Annotated in this window: 24 protein-coding genes; 21 read left to right on the forward strand and 3 right to left on the reverse strand. The window is 40.6% G+C overall.

Annotation, left to right across the window (positions count from 1 at the left end; genetic code table 11):
• From ACEQ1T_RS21655 to argF, 4 genes are all read left to right on the forward strand, one after another.
• Positions 1-661: aminotransferase class III-fold pyridoxal phosphate-dependent enzyme (locus tag ACEQ1T_RS21655; protein WP_370224702.1), on the forward strand; the 661-nt coding region annotated here is incomplete at its 5' end.
• 77 nt (positions 662-738) lie between these two features.
• Positions 739-1,818, forward strand: a complete 1,080-nt coding sequence (locus ACEQ1T_RS21660) for a carbamoyl phosphate synthase small subunit (protein ID WP_370224704.1) — start codon at positions 739-741, stop codon at positions 1,816-1,818.
• Positions 1,811-4,936 carry a carbamoyl phosphate synthase large subunit gene (locus ACEQ1T_RS21665; protein ID WP_370224707.1) on the forward strand — a complete coding sequence of 1,042 codons (3,126 nt, stop codon included), beginning with the start codon at positions 1,811-1,813 and terminating at the stop codon, positions 4,934-4,936. The genes ACEQ1T_RS21660 and ACEQ1T_RS21665 overlap by 8 nt, the downstream gene beginning before the upstream one ends.
• On the forward strand, positions 4,933-5,889 hold the full coding sequence (gene argF / locus ACEQ1T_RS21670) for an ornithine carbamoyltransferase (RefSeq protein ID WP_370224708.1): 957 nt from the start codon (positions 4,933-4,935) through the stop codon (positions 5,887-5,889). The genes ACEQ1T_RS21665 and argF overlap by 4 nt, the downstream gene beginning before the upstream one ends.
• Positions 5,890-5,925: 36 nt before the next feature.
• On the opposite strand, the gene ACEQ1T_RS21675 is transcribed toward argF, so the two are convergent.
• Positions 5,926-6,738: an undecaprenyl-diphosphate phosphatase gene (locus ACEQ1T_RS21675; RefSeq protein ID WP_370224709.1), complete on the reverse strand. Its 813-nt coding sequence runs from the start codon at positions 6,736-6,738 to the stop codon at positions 5,926-5,928.
• Positions 6,739-6,909: 171 nt separating this feature from the next.
• Here ACEQ1T_RS21675 and ACEQ1T_RS21680 point away from each other — a divergent pair, with 171 nt between their 5' ends.
• Entirely contained in the window at positions 6,910-7,089 is a 180-nt protein-coding gene (locus ACEQ1T_RS21680; protein WP_009331234.1) for a YjzC family protein, read from the forward strand.
• A 164-nt stretch (positions 7,090-7,253) separates the two neighbouring features.
• Complete coding sequence (gene clpB / locus ACEQ1T_RS21685; protein ID WP_370224712.1) at positions 7,254-9,851, forward strand: ATP-dependent chaperone ClpB; 2,598 nt, start codon at positions 7,254-7,256, stop codon at positions 9,849-9,851.
• Positions 9,852-9,921: 70 nt separating this feature from the next.
• On the opposite strand, the gene ACEQ1T_RS21690 is transcribed toward clpB, so the two are convergent.
• Positions 9,922-10,113: a YjzD family protein gene (locus ACEQ1T_RS21690; protein WP_206835273.1), complete on the reverse strand. Its 192-nt coding sequence runs from the start codon at positions 10,111-10,113 to the stop codon at positions 9,922-9,924.
• Positions 10,114-10,327: 214 nt separating this feature from the next.
• On the opposite strand from ACEQ1T_RS21690, the gene ACEQ1T_RS21695 reads away from it, so the two are divergent.
• The 8 genes from ACEQ1T_RS21695 to ACEQ1T_RS21730 all read left to right on the forward strand — a co-directional run bounded on the left by ACEQ1T_RS21695 (position 10,328) and on the right by ACEQ1T_RS21730 (position 14,587).
• Positions 10,328-11,065, forward strand: a complete 738-nt coding sequence (locus ACEQ1T_RS21695; RefSeq protein ID WP_206835274.1) for a serine aminopeptidase domain-containing protein — start codon at positions 10,328-10,330, stop codon at positions 11,063-11,065.
• An 82-nt stretch (positions 11,066-11,147) separates the two neighbouring features.
• The gene (locus ACEQ1T_RS21700; RefSeq protein WP_370224714.1) at positions 11,148-11,981 is read left to right on the forward strand and encodes a hypothetical protein; all 834 of its coding nucleotides are present in this window, start codon (positions 11,148-11,150) and stop codon (positions 11,979-11,981) included.
• 118 nt (positions 11,982-12,099) lie between these two features.
• A complete protein-coding gene (locus ACEQ1T_RS21705; protein ID WP_206835276.1) occupies positions 12,100-13,059 on the forward strand; it encodes a BMP family ABC transporter substrate-binding protein in 960 nt (319 codons plus the stop codon).
• 26 nt (positions 13,060-13,085) lie between these two features.
• Positions 13,086-13,280, forward strand: coding sequence for a ComZ family protein (locus ACEQ1T_RS21710; RefSeq protein WP_206835278.1), 195 nt, complete (start codon positions 13,086-13,088; stop codon positions 13,278-13,280).
• The gene (locus ACEQ1T_RS21715) at positions 13,277-13,543 is read left to right on the forward strand and encodes a hypothetical protein (protein WP_370224715.1); all 267 of its coding nucleotides are present in this window, start codon (positions 13,277-13,279) and stop codon (positions 13,541-13,543) included. The genes ACEQ1T_RS21710 and ACEQ1T_RS21715 overlap by 4 nt, the downstream gene beginning before the upstream one ends.
• A 153-nt stretch (positions 13,544-13,696) precedes the next feature.
• On the forward strand, positions 13,697-14,002 hold the full coding sequence (locus ACEQ1T_RS21720; RefSeq protein ID WP_280516051.1) for a nuclease-related domain-containing protein: 306 nt from the start codon (positions 13,697-13,699) through the stop codon (positions 14,000-14,002).
• Positions 14,003-14,021: 19 nt separating this feature from the next.
• Positions 14,022-14,111 carry a hypothetical protein gene (locus ACEQ1T_RS21725; protein ID WP_312886136.1) on the forward strand — a complete coding sequence of 30 codons (90 nt, stop codon included), beginning with the start codon at positions 14,022-14,024 and terminating at the stop codon, positions 14,109-14,111.
• Entirely contained in the window at positions 14,102-14,587 is a 486-nt protein-coding gene (locus ACEQ1T_RS21730) for a hypothetical protein (protein WP_370224717.1), read from the forward strand. The genes ACEQ1T_RS21725 and ACEQ1T_RS21730 overlap by 10 nt, the downstream gene beginning before the upstream one ends.
• Before the next feature lie 89 nt (positions 14,588-14,676).
• On the opposite strand, the gene ACEQ1T_RS21735 is transcribed toward ACEQ1T_RS21730, so the two are convergent.
• Entirely contained in the window at positions 14,677-15,069 is a 393-nt protein-coding gene (locus tag ACEQ1T_RS21735) for a hypothetical protein (RefSeq protein ID WP_206835281.1), read from the reverse strand.
• A gap of 215 nt (positions 15,070-15,284) precedes the next feature.
• On the opposite strand from ACEQ1T_RS21735, the gene ACEQ1T_RS21740 reads away from it, so the two are divergent.
• The 7 genes from ACEQ1T_RS21740 (at position 15,285) to opp4B (ending at position 23,443) form a co-directional block, all read left to right on the forward strand.
• Positions 15,285-16,217 (forward strand): beta-ketoacyl-ACP synthase III, encoded by a 933-nt coding sequence (locus tag ACEQ1T_RS21740; protein WP_206835283.1) that lies wholly within the window; start codon positions 15,285-15,287, stop codon positions 16,215-16,217.
• 48 nt (positions 16,218-16,265) lie between these two features.
• Positions 16,266-17,504, forward strand: a complete 1,239-nt coding sequence (gene fabF, locus ACEQ1T_RS21745) for a beta-ketoacyl-ACP synthase II (protein WP_206835286.1) — start codon at positions 16,266-16,268, stop codon at positions 17,502-17,504.
• A 253-nt stretch (positions 17,505-17,757) separates the two neighbouring features.
• Complete coding sequence (locus ACEQ1T_RS21750; protein ID WP_370224718.1) at positions 17,758-18,414, forward strand: DUF2268 domain-containing putative Zn-dependent protease; 657 nt, start codon at positions 17,758-17,760, stop codon at positions 18,412-18,414.
• 157 nt (positions 18,415-18,571) lie between these two features.
• Entirely contained in the window at positions 18,572-19,597 is a 1,026-nt protein-coding gene (locus ACEQ1T_RS21755; protein WP_206835292.1) for an ABC transporter ATP-binding protein, read from the forward strand.
• Positions 19,597-20,613 (forward strand): ABC transporter ATP-binding protein, encoded by a 1,017-nt coding sequence (locus ACEQ1T_RS21760; protein ID WP_206835295.1) that lies wholly within the window; start codon positions 19,597-19,599, stop codon positions 20,611-20,613. Before ACEQ1T_RS21755 ends, ACEQ1T_RS21760 begins: the two co-directional genes overlap by 1 nt.
• 35 nt (positions 20,614-20,648) lie before the next feature.
• Positions 20,649-22,379: an oligopeptide ABC transporter substrate-binding protein gene (opp4A, locus tag ACEQ1T_RS21765; RefSeq protein WP_206835298.1), complete on the forward strand. Its 1,731-nt coding sequence runs from the start codon at positions 20,649-20,651 to the stop codon at positions 22,377-22,379.
• A gap of 98 nt (positions 22,380-22,477) precedes the next feature.
• Positions 22,478-23,443 (forward strand): oligopeptide ABC transporter permease, encoded by a 966-nt coding sequence (opp4B, locus tag ACEQ1T_RS21770; RefSeq protein WP_206835300.1) that lies wholly within the window; start codon positions 22,478-22,480, stop codon positions 23,441-23,443.
• Positions 23,444-23,453 lie beyond the last annotated feature (10 nt).

Consider the following 23,453-nt stretch of genomic DNA (forward strand, 5'->3'; position numbering starts at 1 on the left):
GGAAACAGCGGCAGTTATGCTGGAAATTGTACAGGGTGAAGGCGGGATTCACATTGGGAATCAGGAGTTTCTAACAAAAACAGAGCAGCTTTGCAAAGAATATGGAGCGCTGCTGATTGTAGATGAAATTCAGACCGGCATAGGCAGAACAGGTAAAGCCTTTGGATTTCAGCATTTTGACCTTTCTCCCGATATCGTAACCGCAGCTAAAGGCTTGGGAAGCGGATTGCCAATAGGCGCTGTGATTGGAAAAAAAGCATTAGAAGGAGTTTTTGGGCCAGGTAGCCATGGATCAACATTTGGCGGGAACCCGATCAGCATTGCCGCAGCTATTGCTACCATGAACACAATATTTAATGATGATTTTTTACAAGGCGTTCAGGAAAAGAGTGCATATCTTGCTGACAGATTGGCAGAATCGCTTGAACAGACTGCAGCTGTTAAGGAGATTCGCTTTCTTGGTCTGATGGTCGGTATTGAATCAGATATTCCCCTTCCATCATTGTTGAAGGAATTAAGAGCCAATTGCTTGCTGGCATTGCCTGCAGGAGAAAATGTTTTGCGGCTGCTGCCTCCGCTGACAGCATCAAAATCTGAAATGGATGAAGCGATACAAATTCTGCAATCCACACTAAAGGAATTTTCAAAATCAGCTGTGTAGGCTGTATTATTTTTCAAATAAATGAATAAAAATTAACGAAGTTATATAAATATACAGATAGCTTAGAGGTGTTGATAATGGAAGGATACCTACATTTAAATAGCGGCCATTCCTATAAGGGCAAATGGCTCACAGATAAGCCTGAAAAGGATATAGAAGGGGAAATCGTTTTTTTTACAGGAATGACAGGCTACCAGGAAGTATTGACAGATCCCTCTTATAAGGACCAAATTATTGTATTTACGTATCCTTTAATCGGAAATTACGGAATAAATGAGTCTGATTTTGAGAGCAAGAAGCCTCATGTGGCTGGGGTTATTGTATATGAAGGAAGCAGAAATCCTTCGCATTACAAATCGGCTTATTCGCTTCAGGAATACCTTCAGAAATGGAATATTCCATTATTAGGGCATATGGATACCCGTTCCATTGTAAAGAAAATCCGTTCAGAAGGCAGCATGCCGGCAAAAATGTCTTCTTCGGAAAAGGCAGCAGCCGGATTGCTGCTTCCAAAAGATGAAAAAGTTTGTAAAGTATCATCACAAACTATGGAGTGCTTTGGAGAGGGCGGCATTCATATAGTTGTCATGGATTTTGGAGCTAAAAAATCAATTGTGGATTCATTGCTGAAAAGAGCGTGCAAGGTTACATCTGTTCCTTATAATACAAGCTTTGAACAGATAAAAAAACTAAATCCAGACGGTGTGGTGCTTTCAAACGGACCTGGAGATCCAAAAGAATTAAAAAGCATCCTCCCGGAATTAAAAAAGGTGATGGAGCAGTATCCGGCATTGGGAATTTGCCTTGGCCACCAGCTGGCAGCTTTAGCATTTGGAGGCAACACAAAGAAACTGTCCTTTGGCCATAGGGGTGCCAACCACCCGATTGCGGACATGAAGAAGGGCACTGTCTTTATGTCATCACAAAATCATAGCTATGTGGTTGATGAAGAAAGCATAAAAGATACAGGGTTTAAAACCCGCTATGTAAACCTTCATGATCAGTCAATTGAGGGACTAATGCATAAGGTGCTGCCAATCCATACGGTGCAATTCCATCCGGAAGCCCATCCGGGACCTGCGGATGGTGATTATATTTTTGATGAGTTTATGAACATGATTCAAGAGGAGAATAGGAGAGTTTTCGCTTATGCCTAAAGACACCAGTATCCAATCCATATTAGTAATCGGCTCAGGCCCTATTGTCATCGGGCAGGCAGCAGAATTTGATTATGCAGGAACACAGGCCTGCGCAGCATTAAAGGAAGAAGGATATAAGGTTATCCTTGTGAATAACAATCCGGCTACCATCATGTCTGACAAAGCTTTTGCTGACAAAGTCTATTTCGAGCCGATGACAGCTGACAGCCTTGAGAAAATTATAAAAAAAGAACGTCCCGATGGCCTGCTTGCCACACTGGGAGGCCAGACAGGGTTGAATCTTGCTTTTCAACTTAGTGAATCAGGTGTGCTTGAACGTTATGGAGTGAAGCTTTTGGGAAGCAGTATTGAATCCATAAAGAAAGGTGAAGACCGGGAAGCTTTTCGTAAGCTGATGCATGAGCTTAACGAACCTGTTCCTGAAAGCATCATTGTCCATGAAGTGGAAGAAGCCATCCAATTTGCCCGCGAAATTGGATTTCCTATTATCGTCCGTCCAGCTTATACTCTTGGCGGAACAGGCGGAGGCATAGCAGGAGATTTTGATGAACTGACGTCTTTGGTGCAGGGCGGCTTAAAAGAGAGTGCGATCAGCCAATGCCTGGTTGAAAAAAGCATAGCAGGATTTAAGGAAGTAGAATACGAGGTCATGCGGGATTCACAGAATACGTGCATTACTATTTGCAATATGGAAAATATTGATCCTGTGGGGGTTCATACTGGTGACTCAATTGTTGTCGCACCTTCACAAACCTTAACAGATGATGAGTATCAGATGCTGAGATCAGCATCAATTAAGATCATTTCAGAGCTTGGTATTATTGGCGGGTGCAACATTCAGTTTGCCCTTGATCCGCATAGTAAGAATTATTACTTGATTGAAGTTAATCCCAGAGTCAGCAGGTCATCTGCCCTTGCATCCAAAGCAACAGGGTATCCAATTGCCAGAATGGCTGCAAAGCTTGCCGTCGGGTACACCTTATCGGAAATTATCAACCCTGTAACAGGAGATACATTTGCTAGCTTTGAACCAGCTCTGGATTATGTCATCGTTAAGTTTCCAAAATGGCCTTTTGATAAATTTCCTTCTGCAGACCGCAAGCTCGGAACGCAAATGAAAGCAACCGGAGAAGTAATGGGCATTGACCGGAATCTGGAACGCGCTCTCTTAAAGGCAATCCATTCACTTGAAGTAAAGGAAAATGATTTAAAATCACCTGGCTTATCAGCTAAATCGAATGCCTTTCTTGAGGAACTTCTGTTAAAGCAGACTGATGAAAGATTTTTTACCGTGATTGAATTACTCCGGAGAAATTATTTAGTGGAAGCTTTACACTCAATTACGAAAATAGATTATTTCTATCTCAATATACTCAATGAAATGGTAAAACTGGAAAAACAAATCTCTGCCTTAACACTTGATGAAGCAACAAAAGAAGAGCTGCAGCTATTTAAGGAAAAGGGCTTCAGTGATAAGTTTCTTGCATTGGAATGGAAAGTTGCGGAGAAAGCAGTCAGGGACAAACGCAAAAAGGCTGGAATTCTACCAGCCTATAAAATGGTTGACACATGCGCTGCTGAATTTGAAGCACAATCTAATTATTATTACTCCAGTTACTTTGGCGAAAATGAACAAGTGAAGAGTGATAAGAGGAAAGTCCTGATTATCGGAAGCGGCCCCATCAGAATTGGCCAGGGCATTGAATTTGATTATTGCTCCGTTCAGGGAGTGTTTGCTCTGAAAGATGAAGGCGTTGAGACAATCATGATCAATAACAACCCTGAAACGGTAAGTACGGATTATACAACCGCTGACAGACTTTATTTTGAACCGTTAATTCTTGAGGATATCTTGAATGTGATTGAAGCAGAAGGAATTTCAGATGTCATTGTGCAGCTTGGCGGGCAGACAGCTCTGAATCTGGCATCCGATCTTGAAGCTTATGGCGTTACCCTGCTTGGAACTGACTCAAATACCATTGATGCATTAGAGGACCGGAAGCTTTTTTATCAGCTATTGGATGATTTGAATATCCCGAGGATAAAAGGAGATGTTGTCCACTCAGAAGCAGAGCTGAAAGAAGCAGCCGAAAACATTGGATTCCCGATTCTTGTCCGCCCATCCTATGTTATTGGCGGCAGAGGAATGGAACGTATTGCTTCATCATCTGAGCTGGAGAGTTATTTAACGAAAGGTGATGTCCCTTATCCGATTTTAATTGATCAATTCGTTCATGCATCAGAAGCTGAGCTTGATCTGGCAGCTGACGGAAATCATATCTGTGCACCTGCAATTATGGAGCATATTGAAAAAACGGGTGTTCACTCTGGCGACAGCATGTCCGTTCTCCCGCCGCAAAATCTTTCAGAAAATGTTCAGAATAAAATGCTAGCCTATGCAAAAGCCATTGTGCAAAAGCTCCAGTATAAAGGACTTATGAATATTCAATATATCGTTAATGGCGAAGAGGTGTTTATTCTTGAAATAAACCCTCGCGCGAGCAGAACAGTACCAATTATCAGCAAGGTCACAGGCGTGCAGCTGGTGGAGATTGCGACAAAAATATTGCTTGGGAAATATAATTTGTCGAAAGATGAAATGCCGGGTGCGGCGAAACTCCCATTTGTATGTGTGAAATTCCCGGTTTTCTCAAATTATGCATTAAAGGGTTTGGACAGCAAGGTAGGTCCTGAAATGAAATCAACAGGAGAGGGGATTTCACTGGCACCAAATTATGAGGCAGCAATCAGAAAATCTTTCCATGCTGGCTTAAATAGTGCTAAAGGCAAATGTGTCGTAATAGCAAACTCTCCAGAAACAGAAGAATTAACTCACTATGTTAATCAGGCTAATGTTGTGCCTGTTTTTCTGAATCAAGAAAATATGGATTGGAACACCCAGGAAACCTTTGCTTTATATAATCCTGGCATGAGTGAAGAAGATAAGAGAATGAGAGAAATGGGAATCAAAAACAGAATTTTGACTTTCAGTGAAAAAGAAACGCTTATTGCATTATTAAAATCAATGTCAGCAGGCGAATGGGATGTTAAATCCATTGATGACTGGCTGGGCATTAAAAACAAATTTGGAGAAAAGGAAGTGGGCGTCTTATGATTTCAATTCAGGCCGCTGATAAGGGTTTAAATTTGAAAGGAAAGGATTTTCTAACACTTGCTGACTTTTCATCAGAGGAAATTAAGGGGCTGCTGGAAAAAGCAAAGCAATTAAAAGAAGCTCATCTGCAGGGTGCAGAAACTTCCATCCTAAAAGGCAAAATTCTTGGCATGATTTTTGAAAAGTCATCTACACGTACAAGAGTTTCCTTTGAAGCAGGGATGCTGCAGCTTGGGGGTCATGCATTATATTTAAATAGTCAGGATCTGCAGCTGGGAAGAGGAGAAAGCATTGCGGATACAGCTAAAGTGCTTTCACAATATGTTGATGCGATTATGATACGCACATTCTCCCATGCGAAGATCCAGGAGCTGGCTCATCATGCGGACATTCCGGTTATTAACGGCTTGACCGATCTTTATCATCCATGCCAGGCTCTTGCCGATCTCCTTACAATCGAAGAGAAAAATGGGGAGTTAAAAGGCCAAAACCTGGTATATGTAGGCGATGGCAATAATGTAGCCCATTCTTTAATGATTGCTTCTGCCAAGATGGGGATAAATATCACGATTGCCTGTCCTGAAGGGTATGAACCAGATAAATCTGTTCTCAAGCAATCACAAGAGTTTGCAGAACAAAGCGGGTCAAAAGTAATCGTAACATCTAACCCTGGAGAAGCGGCTGCTAATGCCGATGCCATCTATACAGATGTCTGGACGAGCATGGGACAGGAAACTGAGAATGAACAGAGGCTGAAAGACTTTGCTGATTATCAGGTTAATGAATATCTTGTCCAAAAAGCAAAAAAAGATTACGTCTTTTTACATTGCCTTCCTGCTCATCGCGGTGAGGAAGTTTCAGCGGAAGTTATTGATGGAAACAATTCCGCTGTCTTTCAACAGGCTGGGAACAGACTTCATGTTCAAAAAGCCATTCTTTCAGAAATATTATAATGAAAAAGCCTTCTCAGCGCTGAGAAGGCTTTTTCATTAAGATAAGAAATAAACAAGCGGTCCAACAATAAAACAGTAAATCGCAAAATACTTCAAGTTCCCTTTAGCCATAATATTCATAAACCATTTCAGCGAAAAGTAAGATGCAATCAATGATGCAAAAAAGGCTATTGTATAGGGCAATGCCAATTCAGATAAATTGGGATCTGTTAAAATGTCGTTGAACCCCAGTATCATTCCGCCGGCACTTACGGGGATATATAAAAGGAAAGAGAACCTTAAAGCTGTTTCCTGTTTCATCCCCAGACCCATGGCGGCTACAATGGTGGCACCGGAACGGCTGATTCCCGGTATCAGGGCAACTGCCTGTGCAAGTCCTACAATTATTGCATCTTTATAAGATAATTCAGCATCATTTTTCCGTCCGCGTAAATTACGGATCAGCCACAGCGCAAGTCCTGTCACGATAAGAGTAATCCCAACTGTTTTTATATTTGCAAAGTGCAAATCGATAAAATCCTCAAATAAAATGCCGATGACACCTGCAGGAATGGTTCCAATAATCAAGTAAATGATAAACCGAAAGTCAGGTTCTGTCTGTTTATCTTTAGTTGTAATGTATGCAAGGCCATTCCGCATGAGTCTCATAATATCTTCCCTGTATATAAGCAGCACAGCTAATAATGAGGCAGTATTTACAAGGAGTGCAAAGCTAAGGCCTTTAATGTCAAGGCCGAAAAAGTGCTGTGCAATCTCCAGATGCCCGCTCGATGAAATGGGAATAGGCTCTGTAAATCCTTGAAATAATCCCAAAAACAAGTATTTAAGCAATATCAGAAAATCTGTCACAAGTAAATCCTCCATAATGAAATCTCATACACCCCATTTAACTATAAAAAGGAGAGCAGAGTAAAGTAATATCCTTTTCATTGCTTTTATGCGATGCCAATAGTTTCCCTCATGAGAGATGAAAGAGTGGAAATAATAATAAGTGATTTACGATTAAAGGAGGTATTCAGCATGGGGCAAAACAGACAATTTAAGCCTGGCCAGAAAGCGCCTAATAATGGAATTTATATAGAAATTGGCGAAACGGGAAGTAACGTCAATAATCCTCAAATGCTTAAAATGAGAGCTGGGGACCAATTTCCGGAAACATCCAATCATAACCGGCTTTGGACGTATAAAAGAAAGCCTTGATTTTGATTATTGATAAAGAAGATGGGGAAATAGTATAAAAATAGAGCCATCCCAATTGCGGATGGCTTTTTACACTGAGAATAAACTGCTGGAAACTTTACATATGAAAAGAATGGATTATAATAAAACTAAAGGTCAAAAAAGGTCAAAAAGGAGGTTGCATAGTGGATTTTAATCGGATGACAGAGCGGCTTCAGGAAGGATTATTAAATGCACAGTCCATAGCGTTGCGCGAGCAGCATCAGGAGGTGGATGAAGCACATTTATTCCTGGCTTTAATGGGACAGGAAAACAGCCTGATATCATTAATACTGTCAAAAATGCAGATTCCGGCTGATTCTTTTAATAATAAAATGCAGGAAGCACTGAGGAAAAAACCGCAAGTGTCCGGTTCAGGAACGGAACATGGAAAATTGTATATAACCGGTAAACTGCAGCGGGTGCTGGCGGAAGCAGAAAATTATATGAAGATATTTCAGGATGAATTCATGTCAGTTGAGCATGTTTTCATGGCTGCTGCAGCAGCGGAAACCGAAACGGCAGCAGTTTTAAAGTCATACGGAATCAATAAAGAATTAGTGGAGCAGGCGATTAAGGAGATTAGGGGGAATCAGAGGGTGACATCGCAAAATCCGGAATCAACATATGAGGCTTTAAAAAAATATGGAAGAGATCTTGTTGCAGAGGTGAAACAGGGGAAAGTGGATCCTGTAATTGGCCGGGATAGTGAAATCAGGCATGTTATTCGCATCCTTTCAAGAAAAACCAAAAATAATCCAGTTTTAATAGGCGAACCTGGGGTAGGAAAAACAGCGATTGTCGAAGGATTGGCACAAAGAATTGTACGTAAAGATGTGCCTGAGGGCCTCAAGGATAAAACCATTTTTGCTCTTGATATGAGCGCTTTAATTGCCGGGGCCAAATTCCGGGGTGAATTCGAGGAAAGACTGAAAGCTGTATTAAATGAGGTTAAGAAAAGCGAAGGAAGAATTCTTCTTTTTATTGACGAACTTCACACCATTGTGGGAGCGGGCAAGACAGAAGGAGCAATGGATGCAGGGAATATGCTGAAGCCCATGCTTGCAAGGGGAGAATTGCACTGTATAGGAGCTACCACACTTGAGGAGCACCGCAAATATATCGAAAAAGATCCGGCTCTGGAACGGCGTTTTCAGCAGGTATTGGTGCAGGAGCCGGATGTAGAGGATACAATCTCAATTCTCAGAGGGCTGAAGGAGCGCTTTGAAATCCATCATGGTGTCAATATCCACGATCGGGCTATTGTGGCTGCCGCAACCTTGTCAGACAGGTATATTACAGACCGGTTCCTTCCTGATAAAGCGATTGACTTGGTTGACGAAGCTTGTGCCATGATCAGGACGGAAATCGATTCAATGCCATCAGAGTTGGATGAGGTTACAAGAAGGGTCATGCAGCTGGAGATAGAAGAAGCAGCTTTACGAAAAGAGAGTGATGAAGGAAGCAAGAAGAGACTTGCAGACCTTCAAAAAGAACTGGCCGAATTAAAAGACCAGGCTAACAGCATGAAAGCAAAATGGCAGCTTGAAAAGGAAGGAATCCAGAAAGTCCAGGAAAAACGGGAGCAGCTTGAGAAAATGCGCCGGGAACTGGAAGAAGCAGAGAATAATTATGACTTGAATAAAGCTGCCGAATTGCGTCATGGAAGAATCCCTTCTTTAGAAAAGGAATTGAAAGAGCTTGAAAATGCAGTTAACGGGAATCAAGGGGACCGGCTGCTGAGAGAGGAAGTCACAGAAGAAGAAATTGCAGGCATTGTGGCAAGGTGGACAGGTATTCCAGTGGTTAAACTTGTTGAAGGAGAACGTGAAAAGCTGCTTCGCCTTGAAAGCATCCTTCATGAAAGAGTGATTGGCCAGGAAGAAGCTGTGCAGCTTGTGTCAGATGCTGTCCTTAGGGCAAGGGCAGGAATTAAGGATCCGAATCGCCCCATTGGCTCCTTCATCTTCCTGGGCCCAACTGGAGTGGGAAAAACAGAATTGGCTAAGGCACTTGCACAGTCATTATTCGATAGTGAAGAACAAATAATCAGAATTGATATGTCCGAATATATGGAAAAACATGCTGTATCAAGATTGATTGGTGCTCCTCCGGGGTATGTAGGATATGAGGAAGGCGGTCAGCTGACAGAAGCTGTCAGAAGGAAGCCATACTCAGTAATCCTGCTTGATGAAATTGAAAAGGCCCATCCTGAAGTATTCAATATCCTCCTGCAGATGCTTGATGATGGAAGAATCACTGACTCACAGGGACGCACGGTTGATTTTAAAAATACGGTTATCATTATGACTTCCAATATTGGCTCCCATTTTCTTCTGGAACGTTCTGCTGGTGAAGAAGAAATATCTGAAGGAACAAGAGACAAAGTACTTGATCAGCTGCGGAGCCATTTCCGTCCAGAGTTTCTGAACAGAGTGGACGAAATTATTCTGTTTAAGCCTTTAGCTCTGAATGAAATAAAGAGTATTGTTTTAAAATTAATTATTCAGCTTCAAGCAAGATTATCTGATCAGCATATTAAGTTGAGTATAAATGATAATGCCAAAGAATATATTGCAGAAAACGGATTTGATCCCATATATGGAGCAAGGCCGCTCAAACGTTTTATTCAAAGGAACGTTGAAACAGCACTTGCCCGCAAAATAATCGCAGGTGAAATTAAAGAATACAGTGAAGTTGTCATATCTGCAGATAACGGCAAAATTGAATTGCTGGTAAAATAAGTCCGCAAATGAAAAGAATCATCCTGAATCAATCAGGATGACTCTTTTCATTTCATGCATAAGCTGCAGATTAATGAAGACCTTCTTTCTCAACAGGACCTTCAGGAATGATGGAAGCGACAACAAAAATTAAAACAGTTGTTCCAACCGCCAGAATGGTGCCGGTTACAAAATCGTAAGGCGCTCCAAGCATTGAAGAAACTACGTACGTTAACATTTGAACAAGAAGGAAAGTCCAGAAAAATGTCCAAAAGTATCTCATCTATTTCACCTCTAACATAATTAATCCCTTTTCATATTAGCATAAGCTATTAAAGAAATAAATTTATTTTTACATCCTATACATGTACTTTTCAGATCTCTGATTGGATGCAGCCAGCTTCATAATGAACTTGTCTGAAACTAGGCAAATCCCCCATTCATTTTAATTTCACTCACATACATTATTATGAACAAACTTGCAAAGGAGTTTTACTATGGAAAGCCGGAACTTCCAGCTGGATACAGAATGGTGCATGATTCATTACCCAGATAAACCTAGTGGTTTCGGTATCCTGATTATTGGGGATGATCGGCACTTTGTTGACAGAAACTGCAGTTTTTGGACTCAAAATGAAGGGAAATATTCATTAATTAAGAAGCTCAGGGAAGATGGCTATACGATTTTTTATTCAAATCTTTACGGGAGGCACTGGGGAAACGATCAGGCTGTCGATAAGGCTAAAGGCTTGTATGAACATATTCTGCGAACGGAAATTATTAACGAAAAGATCCATATTATTGCTGAGGGCATGGGGGCATTGGTAGCCCTTAGATTATTGCATGAAATGAGCGATTTAATCCGTTCAGCCGTATTAATCAATCCCATCCTTTCACTAAAGCATCATCTTGATCAGGAAAAGGAGCATAAGTTTTTTTACAAGAAACTATTAAAAGAGCTGGCAGTTTCATATGAAATAGAAACGGAGAAAATAGCGGACCTGCTCATCAGACATGAGAAAAACCTTACAACGGGCCTTAAAGTTCCAGTCAGAATCATTCAGGTACTGGCTGGAGGAAGAGCTTACAAGCAATCAGATTATTTAAAGAAACGATCAATACAATGGGAAAATGAAAATAGCCCTATCTCTGTGTTTTATATCCTACCAGATAAAAAACAGCGAATGTCTTCTCAAATGACAAACTTCTTTAGAAAATATGAAAAAGTTCTATAAAAATCTGCTGCCATTCCGCCAAGAAATAAAGACAATCCCTGAAGCATAGTATACATTAATATGCTTCTAAGGAGGAGTGAAAATGGACAGGGCAGTAATAGTAGGAACTTTTGAATTTATAGGATTCAGCCTGTGCAAGCATCTGCTTGAACAGGGCTGCGAGATAGATGGAATTCATTTCAACAAGGAAAAAGAAGATGCATTAATCAGTGAAAAACGCCTGGCAATCGGAAGGAATGCCAACTTCTATGAAAAAAATTATTCATCATGGATTAATTCTAAAAGAGAAATAATAAAAAATGATGTAATTTTTATAGATATATACGATTTATATATAAAGAATGAGCTCGCCTCTTTAAGGGAGAAGGAGCTTATTGAGGAATTTCTTATAAAAAATTTGCCTGTATTCAAGGACCTGCAAGTGAAAATTGCATTCCTTCTCCCTATTCAGTGGCTTAAAGACATCAGCAGAACACACAGCTGCTTGGAAGATGCTATTGAAATCCTTAGAGAAAACAATATTTCAGTTTCATGCTTTTACCTGCCTGCCATATACGGTCCCTGGCAGCCAGAAGAATTTAGTTTTCACCAGGCTCTTGCCAATGGAAAAAGAGTAATAATAAATGAAAGGGAATGGATACATGACGCTATTTTCATTGAGGATCTCATCTGTTTCTTATCGAAATGTGCAGATAAGCCTTTAGGAGAATCCTGCCTATTAATGAGCAGCGTTAATGGGCATTGGAAAAAATGTGCAGAATACCTTTCGATTGACTATAATGAAAATTGGCGCAGGCCCGATCTGGCAAAAGGAAAAGTAATTGAAAAAGCGATTATGTGTTCCGTGAAATTCTCCGAAGGGCTTGAGAAGCAAAGAAGCCATTTTCTTTCTATAGAGAGCCCGGATGGTTTCTAAACAAGAAAAAAAACTTTTCAATTAACATACAGACAAGGTAGAATTGAATTAGTCTGGTAAAATAAACCGGTCATACCATTAGTATGAAGCGAAAGACAGAGAGGCGGAGAAAAAGGAGATGCATAAGACTTTAGTGAAATTCGGGATCCTTCTTTTGTGCCTTCTTTTATTGGCCTCCTGCAGACAAGCGATGTCTACAGGAAAACTTGAAAAAGCTGGATTATTAGTGCCTGATACCGTCAATGATCAGGTGTGGGGGACCAAAGGCTATAAAGGCATGTTAAAGATTCAATCCCATTATAATGTGGAGGTTTATTATAAAGAGGGCATGAATTCTGAGATGGTTGTTGAAAGAGCTGTTAAAGAGTTTGATCAAAAAGGTGTAAACCTTATTTTTGGACATGGCAATGAATATGCAGCATACTTTAATAACATTTCTAAAAAATATCCTGACATTCATTTTGTCAGCTTTAATGGAGATGCCAAAAATGAAAACACCACCAGCTTGAATTTTGAAGCCTATGCAATGGGATTCTTCGGGGGCATGGTTGCAGGTCATATGACGAAAACCAATAATATAGGAATACTCGCAGCTTTTGAATGGCAGCCGGAGGTAGAAGGTTTTTATCAAGGTGTAAGCGAAATTGATGAAGGGATAAACGTGCAAATCCAATATGTCGGCAACTGGGACAATGATAATAAAGCCATAGCTCTTTTAGACAAAATGATTGCCAATAAGACAGATGTTGTCTATCCCGCTGGAGATGGTTATAATGTTCCTGTCATTGAGAAACTAAAAGAGGAAGGGCTCTATGCCATCGGCTATATTTCCGACCAGTCTGATCTGGGTGAATCAGTCGTCTTGACCAGTACGGTTCAGCATGTCGATGTTTTGTATGAACTTGTGGCAGAAAAATTCAACGATGGCGAACTGGAATCAGGAAATTTAACTTTCGATTTCCAGGATGAAGTTATTTCACTCGGGAAATTCAGCCCTGACGTTGACGAAGAATTCAAAAAAGAATTAAACGCCGCCATAGAGAATTACAAAAAAACAGGCAAACTGCCCAACGAGTAATTTCTATACATAGGAGGTACTACAAGATGCAGCTAAACGAAAAAAATATGGAATTCATGCAAATCGCCATGAAATACCTGCCAGAAGCCAAACAGCAGCTCGACGATGCAGGCATTGAACTATCCATGGAAATGATCCAGCCATTCATGAACCTATTTACTAAAGTCATGAACGAAGCCTACGAAATGGGCAAAGCGGATGCTTTGAAAGAGAGTGAGTGAACCAGCCATTAGGCTGGTTTTTTGTTTGGGATCGTGAGAAAAAAGAAGATCTCCTGCTAGTCAAGAAGATTCGCGCTGAAACGGGAAGAATCAAGGGAGGGGTCCGCGCGCAAACGGGAAGAACCCGCACACAAATCCCAAGAGCCCGCGCGAACAGAAGCAGTGAGCGCCTAAACCAGGAGAATCCGCGCGCAAAAGGAAGGAGTCCGCGCCGAACAGGGAAGAAACCGCGCCGATACGTTAGGGTCCATCCTCAAAATTAAAAAGGCCGAAACAATAGACGATGAACCCATGCACAGAGAAGTAATTCATTATAGAAAAGAGAAGAGGCACATTAAATTTACATATTAAAGGATAATTCAGTATCCATACCGAATTCATAACTTTCGAGATAAAAATTCCAAAGGAGGTTTGCTATGTTAATGAAGTCTAGATCAAAGCCGCTAAGAATTTTACAGATGGAAGCACTGCTGCGCAGATTGCCTGATTACCATCGGAAAAGGGGAGAAATAGAAGCCGATTATAGAAACGGGCTATTAGGTTTTAATGGAGAGAAGCAGCTGGATTATTATTTTAGTTTTCTCCCAGGTAAAGATTTTAGAATTTATAATGATCTTCGTCTTATCCTTCATACTCCTTTTCAAATCGACTCCCTGCTTATTACCCCATTTTGCGCAGTAATATATCGAAGTCAAAAATTATTCTGGAACTCTATATTTTGAAACAATATCTGATCAAGTAATTCAAAAACTCGGACAGAAGGAAAAAGTGATACCTAATCCAGTTTCGCAGGTATTGCGTCAAGTTTATCAATTCAAAGAGTGGCTTTAAAAGAAAAGTTTCCAGATTTCCCAATAGAGTATTTTGTCACTATTACTAACCCTGCTACTTATATAAAAACAGAGAAAGAAAATAACTTTATTTTGAAAAGAGTTGTTCATACTGAAAAAATAATTGATAGACTTATTGATGCCAAATCAAAATATAACAAACAAATATTATGGCCAAACGACATAAATAGGCTGAATGAAAAGATTATGTGCAAAAATAGTCCTCTTAATAATGATATTCTAAATACTTACGGTATCAGTCGAAAGGATTTACTAAGGGGTGTTCAATGTCATTCCTGCCAATCATTTGCTGTTGTGAGGAAAGACGGAAAATGGTGTTGTCTTAAATGTAAAATGATTTCAAGAACGAGTCATATGGAAGCAATAACTGATTATTTTTTGCTTTTTAATTCAAAGATAACAAATAAAAGAATGCCGGGATTATTTAAATCTCGAATCCAGGCATACAGCATATAGGATATTAAAATCTTTAAATCTATCCGGTGATGGACCAGATAAAAAAAGGATATATTCTAAAGTTGACGTATAAGATATTGCCCCAGCCCCTACTTCTTCAAAAACATCTCCAGCAAAGGCCCTGCTTTTTTCAGCAATGGTTTTAACTGATGAGCTGAAGTCATGAGAGTGTCAATGTTGCCCATTAGTTCCTCCAAGTTGATATTGCTCAGGATATTGGTTCCATTTTCGTTAGGGGAATTGTCACTTTCATGAGTTTCTCTGCTTTTACCGCCAAGCAGCCATTCGTCAGCTTCATGTGCATTTCTGCTCCTGCCCCTGCCGCCGAAAAGCCAGTCTTCTATCCCCTTAGCTTCTTCAGCTTTTCTATTGGATACTTTTTCGACTTCAGCTGGCTCATGTCTTCTTACTCTTTCACCAAACAGAAAATGGGTTAAAGGGTCTCCTGTATTTTCTTTGGCTTTATCATCATTATCAAGCATATGCCGATTTCCTCCTTTCAGCTGCCTATATAACAGCATATGAAGAAAAATTAACTGGGTATAGACATTAGTGCAGTAATAAGTGAGGGAAGGTAAAAAGTGTTGCGTTATTATATATACTTTTGATAAAATTAGTACCAAGTCATAATAATTGATAATAATATATAAATAGAGAACGCTTATGGGTTTGTAAATATGAAAGGGAGTGGAACTCCATGAATGCTGGAATTATAGGAATCGGAAGATATCTTCCTGAAAAAGTGGTAACAAATGCAGATTTGGAGAAAATAGTTGATACTTCTGATGAATGGATTCGGACCAGGACTGGAATTGAGGAAAGAAGAATTGCGGATGACAGCATAGATACATCTGATATGGCGTATGAGTCAGCACTTAAAGCATTGGAAAATGCAGGTATAGAAGCAGAGGATTTAGACCTTATTTTAGTTGCAACGGTTACACCGGATTACCCGTTTCCGTCTGTTGCCTGCATGCTTCAGGAGCGATTAAATGCAAACAAGGCAGCGGCAATGGATATTAGCGCTGCATGTGCAGGTTTTATGTATGGTATCATAACGGGAAAACAGTTTATTGAAACAGGAACATATAAACATGTATTGGTAGTAGGTGTTGAAAAGCTTTCCAAAATTACAGACTGGAATGACCGTAATACTGCCGTTTTATTTGGAGATGGAGCAGGCGCAGCTGTAATAGGCCCAGTCTCAGATGGACGGGGGATATTATCATTTGAATTAGGTGCAGATGGCACAGGCGCAAAACATTTATATCAGGATGAATATATCATTATGAATGGACGTGAAGTGTTCAAATTTGCGGTTCGCCAAATGGGTGAAAGCTGCATCAACGTACTTGATAAAGCTGGATTATCCAAAGAGGATGTAGATTTCCTAATCCCTCATCAGGCAAATATCCGCATTATGGAAGCTTCCCGCCAAAGACTGGAACTTCCGGTTGAGAAGATGTCGAAAACAGTGGATAAATACGGAAATACTTCTGCTTCGTCTATTCCAATTGCATTGGTGGAAGAACTGGAAGCGGGTAAAATTAAAGATGATGATTTGCTCGTGATGGTCGGCTTTGGCGGAGGTCTTACCTGGGGAGCCATTGCGATGAGATGGGGAAGATAAGATACCTCATTTTAAATATGATGATAATTTAAAAGGAGCTGCATCAAAATGAATAAAAGAAGAGTTGTCGTTACGGGCATCGGAGCTGTGACACCGCTTGGAAATAATACAGAGACGACATGGAACAATATTAAATCAGGGGTTTCAGGTGTTGGCCCTCTGACTAGATTAAATGCAGATGAATATCCGGCTAAGGTTGCTGCTGAGGTAAAGGATTTCAATCCTGAAGAATATATTGACAAAAAAGATGCAAGAAAAATGGACCGCTTCACACACTATGCTGTTGCATCATCCTTTATGGCCGTAAAGGATGCAAACCTTCAGATTACAGATGAAAATGCACATCGCATCGGTGTTTGGATTGGTTCAGGCATTGGCGGTATGGAAACTTTTGAAAATCAATATGAAACATTTATGAAACGCGGGTACAGAAGGGTGAGCCCATTCTTCGTGCCAATGATGATTCCGGACATGGCAACTGGTCAAGTTTCGATATATTTAGGGGCAAAAGGGTTTAACTCATGTACAGTAACTGCATGTGCCACTGGTACAAACTCAATCGGCGATGCCTTTAAGGTTATTCAGCGCGGCGACGCGGATGCAATGATTTCAGGTGGAGCAGAAGCGCCAATAACAAAGATGTCTGTAGCTGGATTTTGTGCCAATACCGCGCTTTCAACCAATCCAGATCCAAAAACAGCCAGCCGTCCATTTGATCAGAATCGTGACGGGTTTGTTATTGGAGAAGGTGCGGGAATTGTCGTGCTTGAAGAATTGGAGCATGCACTTGCCCGCGGCGCAAAAATTTATGCTGAAATCGTTGGCTATGGCGCTACCGGGGATGCTTATCACATCACTGCACCCGCTCCAGGAGGAGAAGGCGGAGCAAGAGCCATGAAAATGGCGATTGAAGATGGCGGCTTAAAGCCGGAAGATATCGATTATATTAATGCACATGGTACAAGTACCGATTATAATGATAAATTTGAAACATTGGCAATCAAAGAGGTGTTCGGAGAGCATGCCTATAAATTGGCAGTAAGCTCGACTAAATCAATGACAGGGCATCTTCTGGGAGCTGCAGGCGGAATTGAAGCCATCTTCACAGTTCTGGCAATGAAGGAAGGGATCCTGCCACCTACCATTAATTTAGAAAACCCGGATCCTGAATGTGATCTGGATTATGTTCCAAATAAGGCAAGGGAAAAAGAAATAACAGCAGCAATGAGCAATTCACTGGGCTTTGGCGGCCACAATGCAACCATCGTCTTTAAGAGATATGAATAAAAATTAAAACGAAAGCCGATTCAAAGGAAGTTAACCTCCTAGAATCGGTTTTTTATTTTGATGAACAAAATGCGCTCACTTACATAAAATTTATTACATATCGAGTATATGGAGGTATGGTAATGGGATAGTTAAAACCGATTTATGGCTTGAAGAAAGCTTTAATGAACCGCTTAAAATATGTGAAAAACTTACAGGATCCTTCAATGATCATGATCCCCGGAAAATATACGAATACTTAATGGAATTCGGCATGTATAAACCTGATCGGTTCAGCAGCAATGATTTCAAGGAATTAAAAGAAAGAGAAACATGGGATTTTACAGAAAAAATATACTTAAAATATAAGAAGAAGTGGGCCGGTCCTAATATCGATGTTTATATCTTTCCTGCGGCAGGGGGAGGTCTTTTTTCGCGGCATTCTGGAAAATCGGGAGTTTCATTCGCAAATATGCTATTTTTGTTTCTTCCTTCTGATATAGCAGAAGACGAAGTAGAGGCTTTATTTGTACATGAATATCACCATACTTGCAGAATTAACTCACAGAAAAAAGGTCTTGAAGAATTTACGCTGCTTGATTCCATCATATTGGAAGGGCTTGCCGAACATGCGGTCGAAATTCACTGTGGCAAGAAGTTCAGAGGATCCTGGTGCAGCAGGTATTCAAAAGAAGAAATCAGGAATTTATGGGATAAATTGATCAAGCCTCAGTTGAAATTAAAAAAGAATGAGAGGCTCCATCAGAAGATACTGTATGGTGAAAGACCCTACCCTCCATTACTTGGTTATGCTGCTGGCTACGAAATTGTAAGGGGATTTAGAGAGAAAAAAAGTTTTTCTACAAAACTATCTTTTAGTGCGCCATCCGAATATTTTGTGGACCAAACTTTATATAAACTGGAGTCGTAATCGCTTTAAAGCCCTAAAATGTGGGCTTTTTTTTTGTTATAGAAAAATGAATTTTAACAAATTTTAAAAAAATCTTGCAATTGTAATAACTTTGTAATAATATTTTAGACAAATAGAATGAATTAACAGAATAATTCGAAAAGGTAAGAGGTGTCCTATGAGCACAAATCCCCGTCAACATAAAGACGCACCATTACTAGAGGTGAAGAATTTAGAAACGGCTTTTTCCATAGATGGTACATACTATAATGCAGTTGATAATGTTTCTTTTAGAGTTAAACCTAGACAAATAGTTGGAATCGTAGGAGAGTCGGGCTGCGGTAAATCTGTAATGAGCCTCTCTGTCATGAAGCTCCTGCCTAAGGGCATTGGCCAAATCCGTAATGGAGAAATCATCTTTGACGGTGTTCATTTGGAGAAGATGACAGATTCAGAGATTAATAAAATCAGGGGAAAAGATATCGCGATGATATTCCAGGAACCTATGACTTCTTTAAATCCTGTTTTCTCTATCGGGTTCCAGCTGCAGGAAGTATTATTCAATCATATGAAAATCTCCAAAAGAGAAGCGCGGCTTAAAAGTATCGCACTTCTAAAAAGTGTGGGAATTTCAAGACCTGAAAAAATTGTAGATGAATATCCGCATCAGCTTTCAGGAGGGATGAGGCAAAGGGTCATGATCGCCATCGCCATTGCCTGCCAGCCGAAGCTGCTGATCGCCGATGAGCCGACAACTGCTCTGGATGTAACTGTACAAGCCCAAATTCTTGAACTTCTAAAAGAAATCCAGGAAGTCAATGATATGTCTGTTATTCTTATTACTCATGATCTTGGTGTTGTGGCTGAGATGTGTGATGAGGTAATTGTTATGTATGCAGGGAAGATAGCAGAGCGGACAGATGTAGATTCCTTATTCCACAATCCAAAACATCCTTATACTCAGCTCCTGATGGGAGCCATTCCAAAAATGGATGAAGAAGTGGAAAAGCTAAGCACAATAAAAGGAATTGTGCCTTCATTAAAAAATATGCCTAAAACAGGGTGCAAATTTGCGGCTCGCTGCCCTAAGGCAATGCCGGAATGCCTGACAGTTACACCTCGATTGGCAGAAAATGAAGAAGGACATGAGGTAGCCTGTCTGCTTTACGAGACAAGCCAGCCGAAACATGAGGTGAACGCATAATGAGTACAGAGCATAATAATACAGCTGTTTTAAAAAAGGATAAAAGCAGTAATGATGTGCTTTTAGAGGTTAAGAACCTAAAAACTTACTATCCAATAAAAGGCGGAATCCTTAGAAAGACGGTAGCGGTCGTTAAGGCAGTTGATGATGTTTCCTTTGAAATTAGGAAAGGGGAGACATTGGGGCTGGTGGGAGAATCAGGCTGCGGAAAATCAACCGCAGGCAGAACAATCCTCAGACTTCTAGAACCAACAGACGGACAAATCATATTTGACGGACAGGATATCACAAATGTGAGAGGGACCAGTCTGAGGAAAATCCGCCAGGACTTCCAGATGGTTTTCCAGGATCCTTATGCATCATTAAATCCCACCATGATGGTTGGGCACCTTGTGTCAGAGCCAATCAGAAACTATAACAGCAAATCCGAAAAGGAACTGAAGCCGGAAGTAATGGATCTTCTTGCGAAAGTTGGGCTGCCTGAAGATGCTTACTATAAATACCCGCATGAGTTTTCCGGCGGGCAAAGACAGCGTATCGGAATCGCAAGGGCACTGGCTTTAAGACCAAAGCTCATTATTGCGGATGAGCCTGTTTCCGCCCTGGATGTATCGGTCCAATCTCAGGTATTGAATCTGCTGAAAGAGCTTCAGGATGAATTTGATCTTACTTTCTTATTTATTGCCCACGATTTGAGCGTAGTTAAACATATGAGTGACCGGATAGGGGTTATGTATCTCGGAGGCCTTGTAGAAGTCGCTGAAAAGGACAGCCTCTATGCAGATCCTTTGCATCCTTATACTCAAGCTCTAATATCCGCAATCCCAGAACCGGATCCGCGCAAGAAAAAAGAAAGAATCATTTTAGAGGGCGATGTGCCAAGCCCGATTGATCCTCCAAAAGGATGTACATTCCATCCGCGCTGCGCACATGCAATGCCGGAGTGCCAGAGTGTAAAACCGCACTTAAAGGAGGTGAAGCCTGGGCATAGAGTCGCTTGTCACTTATATAAATAAGGCTTTGTCAAAAAATATTTTTCGGGGGGAAACCAATGAAGAAGTCAGCATTTTGGCTGCTTTCGCTTCTGCTTGTCATGTCTGTATTCCTGGCAGCATGTTCCGGCGGCGGAGAGAAGGCCAGCACTGATAAGGAACCAAAAGATGATGGGAAAGCATCAGGAGAAGCTCAAGAGGGTGGAACAGTAACATTCGGTTATACTCAGCCATTTAAAGGTGTTTTATCTTTTGCTTATTACGAGGGTGAAGATGATGTTAATGCCCTTCAGTTTATGCATGAAGGTTTGCTCAAAGTAAATGATGAGCTTATATCTGAACCGAATCTGGCAGATTATGAGTTATCTGAAGACAAGACTAAATTAACTTTCAAGCTTAAGCAAGGCGTTAAATGGCATGATGGTGAGGAATTAACAGCAGAAGATATGGAATTTGCATGGTATTTAATTGCAGATCCAACTTATGAAGGTGCACGTTTTGCTAACGTAGCAATGATCAAAGGTGCTCAAGAATATAAAGATGGAAAAGCTGATACAATTGAAGGCATCAAGGTAATTGACGATTATACGATTGAAGTGACAGTAACTGAGCCTTCTGTTAACTTATTGGAAAATATCTGGATTTATCCTGAGCCAAAGCACCATTACGGGGATATTTCCTCTAAAGAGCTTCCGGACTCCGATCAAATCCGTAAATCGCCAATTGGTGTAGGTCCTTTTAAAGTGAAAAACATCGTACCTGGCGAAATGATTGAATTTGAGCGTTTTGATGATTACTGGCAAGGACCAGCTAAATTGGATGGTGTAGTTTACAAAATTATTGATGGTTCTCTTGCGCAAGGTTTAGTGCAAAACGGAGAAATCGATGTTATTGAAGCTCCAAAGGATCAGTGGGAAGCGATTAAAGCTCTTGACAATGTAAATCCGGTAGAAGCAGATGCGATGTCTTACAGCTATATTGCTTTTGACTGGGGTCACTATGACACTAAAAAAGGTGTAGTAGTATCTGATAACAAGAAGTTCCAGAATAAGTCCCTTCGCCATGCAATGGCACATGCAATTGACCGTCAGGCATTTATCGATGGTTTTGCAAACGGCTTAGGAAAACCATTAAATACTCCTTTCCCATCAGTATCTTGGGCAAAAATTGATGATTCGGAAATCAATCCATATGAATATGATCCAGAAAAAGCAAAGAAATTACTTGACGAAGCAGGATATGTTGACAAAGACGGCGACGGCTTCCGTGAAGATCCAGAAGGCAAGCCATTTACAATTAACTTTGATGCTATGGCAGGCGCTGAAACTTCAGAGGCACGTGCTCAATTCATCCTTCAATCCTGGCAGGAAGTTGGCTTAAATGCTAAGCTAAACGGCGGTTCATTAAAAGATTTCAACTTATTCTATGACACTATTGAAGCAGATGACCCATCTGTTGAAACATTCATGGGTGCTTGGGGACTTGCTAATGACCCAGATCCAGCTGGCATCTGGTTGTCTACTGACAAATGGAATATGTGGAGATGGTACAGCGAAGAGTCTGATGCACTTATCAAAAAGGGTGTAACATTCCCTGAAGATTCTAGTAAAGATGTTCAAGAGCACCGTCAGGAAGTCTATAATGAATGGCAAAAGCTTGTTAACGAAGAATTGCCAATCATCTTCTTCGAACAGCGTGTAGATCCATGGGCGATCAACAAGCGTGTGGGCGGAGTTAAAGTAACTCCATTTGGAACTGATGAGTTCCACAAGTGGCACATTGTAGAGTAATAGGATAAAAGGAACCTGTATTCCTTGAGGGATTTTGTTCTCCCAGGGAGTACAGGTTTAACCAGCGAATAAATTTTTGTTTGGTAAGGGGAATGGAAATGCTACAGTACACAATTCGACGACTCATAGGTATGATTCCAATAATTTTCCTTATCTCAGTAGTGGTTTTCACACTGGCGAAGCTAATGCCTGGTGATGCACTATCTGGAAAAATTGACCCTTTAAACTCAGATCCGGAGTATATTGAAGAAATGCGTGAGCAGATGGGATTGAATGATCCTATTCCTGTACAGTATGTCCGCTGGATGAGTGGTGTGGTCCAAGGAGATTTTGGAGATTCATTTGTTCATAAGCGCCCGGTTATGGAATTAATTGGTGACCGTTTGCCGAACACAATCATATTAGGAATATCAGCTCTAATAATTACTTATTTATTGGCCTTTTTAATGGGAAGATACTCTGGGCGTTTTGCCTATAGCATTGGAGATTATTTAATATCAGCTTTTAACTATTTAGCACTTGCAATTCCCAGCTTTGTTGCAGCTTTAGTTGCCATTTATGTTTTTGCCATCAATCTTGGATGGGTTCCAGCCAGTGGAAGTATCGGCAGCGGGGTAGAAGCAGGAACACTGGAATATTACTTAAGTAAAGCAAAACATACTGTATTGCCGGCTATTGTCCTGGGAGCCATGGCTACAGCCGCTTATACACAGTTCTTAAGAAATGATATGATCGAAAGCTCTCGCAAGGATTATGTTCGTACAGCAAGAGCTAAAGGTACGAAAGAATCTGCGATTTATAATAAGCACATTCTAAGAAACTCCATCATACCTATCGTTACTTTACTGGGATTCGATATTGCCAATCTTTTTGGAGGGGCAATTATCACAGAAACCATTTTCACATACCCTGGCATCGGTTATTTATTCGTAGAATCAGTTAATGCACGTGATTATTCTGTCATGATGGCTATTGCCATGATGCTGACGATTTTAACCCTTATTGGAAATTTAGTTGCAGATTTACTATACGGTCTAGTAGATCCGCGTATTCGTTTAAGTTAGGTAGGTGAGA

Source organism: Cytobacillus sp. (assembly GCF_964223445.1).
In the GTDB taxonomy this organism is placed as follows: Bacteria; Bacillota; Bacilli; order Bacillales; family Cytobacillaceae; genus Cytobacillus.